This is a genomic window from Enterobacter sp. K16B (assembly GCF_020216105.1).
GTDB classification, from domain to species: domain Bacteria; phylum Pseudomonadota; class Gammaproteobacteria; order Enterobacterales; family Enterobacteriaceae; genus Enterobacter; species Enterobacter sichuanensis.
This window is the reverse complement of the sequence record NZ_JAIWJZ010000114.1, coordinates 1-2,676: the sequence shown is the minus strand read 5'-3', so window position 1 is coordinate 2,676 and position 2,676 is coordinate 1. Positions and strand designations below refer to the sequence as shown.

The following is a 2,676-nucleotide window of genomic DNA, read 5'->3' as shown; positions in this document are numbered from 1 at the left end:
TCCCGAGGGACAAAAAAACCGCCACATTGCTGTTGGCGGTTTTTTTATTGCTGTGTGTCGTCTTAGTATCAGTAGAAATCGCAGGTCGCTTTCTCGGCCTGGTCCATCCACACCGGCTTCTCGCTGGTTTTCGCCCAGACGCGGTGCAGATAGCTGTAAAAGCGTGCACGATCTTTCCAGAACAGCATCACCGGCAGGGCCAGTACACCAGCCACTACGGCGAAAGTGCGACGCATGAACACGATATGAGCCGGATACTCTTTATAAAGATCCATATTTTCTCCCCTATAGTTGGCCGGAAACGTCATCCGGAAAATTCAAAATCTGTGACCTGGCTAAAATAATATCGCTTTGTTTGTAATTTTACTACTCATCCGACCACTTATTTTCGTCTGTTTAGTGAAAATTTACCTTCACGTCGTAATTAAGTTACAAAAAAGTTAACGATTTACTTATCAATAGTTAAATTGTGGTTTTTGCCATTTTTATACTTTTTTTACACCCGCCCTTCTCATTTTTGCGAAATCTTTGCGCCGGAAATCCTACCGTTAGAGCAACAACAAAAGTCACCCGGAGGTGGATTGTGAGTGCAGGTCTTATTACCGGCATCGTGCTGGTGTTCCTGTTATTGGGTTATCTGGTTTATGCCCTGATTAACGCGGAGGCATTCTGATGGCTGCTCAGGCGTTTTTGCTTATTGCCAGCTTCTTAGCGGTATTGTTCGTTCTGGCAAGGCCGCTGGGATCGGTACTGGCACGGCTGATTAACAACGTCCCCTTGCCCGGCAAGGGAAGTGTTGAAAAAGGGATCTGGCGTGTACTGGGAATCGACGATCGGGAGATGAACTGGCGTGAATACCTGTTCGCCATTCTGCTGCTGAATATCGCGGGGCTCATTGCGCTTTTTGCCATGCTAATGCTGCAGGGCGCCCTGCCGCTGAATCCGCAACACTTACCGGGTTTGTCCTGGCATCTTGCGCTGAACACGGCGGTCAGCTTTGTCACCAACACCAACTGGCAGTCCTATGCCGGTGAAACCACGCTCAGCTACTTCAGCCAGATGGCCGGGTTAACCGTGCAGAATTTCCTCTCTGCTGCCAGCGGTATCGCGGTGATCTTTGCCCTGACGCGTGCGTTTGCGCGTCAAAAAATCAGTACCCTTGGAAATGCCTGGGTCGATTTGACACGCATTACCCTGTGGATCCTGCTGCCGATTGCGCTGCTGATCGCGCTGTTCTTTATTCAGCAAGGCTCCCTGCAAAACCTGCTGCCTTACACGCCATATACCTCCCTTGAAGGCGCAAAACAGCTCCTGCCGATGGGGCCAGTGGCGTCACAGGAGGCCATCAAGATGCTGGGGACGAACGGGGGTGGTTTCTTTAACGCCAACTCGTCGCATCCGTTTGAAAACCCCACCGCACTGACCAATTTTGTGCAGATGCTGGCGATCTTCCTGATCCCCGCCGCGCTCTGCTTCGCCTTTGGCGACGTGGTCAACGATCGCCGTCAGGGGCGCACCCTGCTCTGGACCATGTCGCTTATCTTTGCGGTCTGCGTAGCGCTGGTGATGTGGGCCGAATGGCAGGGTAATCCGCACTTCCTTTCACTGGGTGCCGATAGCGCGATCAACATGGAAGGGAAAGAGAGCCGCTTTGGCATTCTCGCCAGCAGTCTGTATGCGGTGGTTACCACGGCAGCCTCTTGCGGGGCGGTTAACGCCATGCATGACTCGTTTACCGCACTGGGTGGCATGATCCCGATGTGGCTGATGCAGATTGGCGAAGTGGTGTTTGGCGGTGTGGGCTCCGGTCTTTACGGCATGCTGCTGTTCGTACTGCTGGCGGTGTTTATTGCCGGTCTGATGATTGGCCGCACACCGGAATACCTGGGGAAAAAAATCGACGTTCGCGAAATGAAATTAACCGCACTGGCGATTCTGGTCACCCCGGCGCTTGTACTGCTCGGCACCGCACTGGCCCTGATGACCGAGGCCGGACGCAGCGGCATTTTTAACCCTGGGATCCACGGCTTTAGCGAAGTGCTCTATGCCGTCTCCTCTGCCGCCAACAACAACGGCAGCGCCTTTGCAGGCTTAAGCGCCAACTCACCGTTCTGGAACTGTCTGCTGGCGTTCTGCATGTTTGTGGGTCGCTTCGGGATCATTGTGCCGGTTATGGCGATTGCCGGATCGCTGGTGAATAAAAAAATTCAACCGACCACTACCGGCACATTGCCGACCCACGGCGCGCTGTTTATCGGCCTGCTGACGGGCACCGTGTTGCTGGTCGGCGCCCTGACCTTTATCCCCGCCCTCGCGTTAGGCCCGGTCGCGGAATACCTCTCTTTACGCTGATTTTGCGGAGAAATTGTCATGAGTCGTAAACAACTGGCCCTGTTCGAACCGTCATTAGTTCGCCAGGCGCTCATGGATGCGGTGAAAAAACTCAGCCCGCGCGTGCAGTGGCACAACCCGGTGATGTTTATTGTCTGGGCGGGAAGCGTCCTGACCACCGCCCTGGCGATTGCCATGGGAACGGGCCACATGCCGGGAAACGCGATGTTTACCGGTGCCATCAGCCTGTGGCTGTGGTTTACCGTGCTGTTCGCCAACTTCGCAGAGGCGCTGGCGGAAGGCCGGAGTAAAGCCCAGGCCAACAGCCTGAAAGGAGTGAAAAAA

3 protein-coding genes and 1 pseudogene are annotated in these 2,676 nt (G+C 54.1%); 3 read left to right on the top strand and 1 reads right to left on the bottom strand.

Features of this window, described 5'->3' with window-relative positions:
* Positions 1 to 68 precede the first annotated feature (68 nt).
* Positions 69 to 275: a YbfA family protein gene (locus LDK53_RS18845; RefSeq protein ID WP_014069366.1), complete on the bottom strand. Its 207-nt coding sequence runs from the start codon at positions 273 to 275 to the stop codon at positions 69 to 71.
* 308 nt (positions 276 to 583) lie between these two features.
* On the opposite strand from LDK53_RS18845, the gene kdpF reads away from it, so the two are divergent.
* From kdpF to LDK53_RS18830, 3 genes and pseudogenes are all read left to right on the top strand, one after another.
* Positions 584 to 673: a K(+)-transporting ATPase subunit F gene (kdpF, locus tag LDK53_RS18840; protein WP_015386886.1), complete on the top strand. Its 90-nt coding sequence runs from the start codon at positions 584 to 586 to the stop codon at positions 671 to 673.
* A complete protein-coding gene (gene kdpA / locus LDK53_RS18835; protein ID WP_225287807.1) occupies positions 673 to 2,352 on the top strand; it encodes a potassium-transporting ATPase subunit KdpA in 1,680 nt (559 codons plus the stop codon). The genes kdpF and kdpA overlap by 1 nt, the downstream gene beginning before the upstream one ends.
* Before the next feature lie 18 nt (positions 2,353 to 2,370).
* Positions 2,371 to 2,676, top strand: a pseudogene (locus LDK53_RS18830) (potassium-transporting ATPase subunit B); the annotation flags it as partial.

Bases quoted from the DNA above. Each gene is read 5' to 3' on its own strand.
- LDK53_RS18845 (WP_014069366.1), bottom strand. From the start codon at position 275: ATGGATCTTTATAAAGAGTATCCGGCTCATATCGTGTTCATGCGTCGC.
- kdpA (WP_225287807.1), top strand. From the start codon at position 673: ATGGCTGCTCAGGCGTTTTTGCTTATTGCCAGCTTCTTAGCGGTATTG.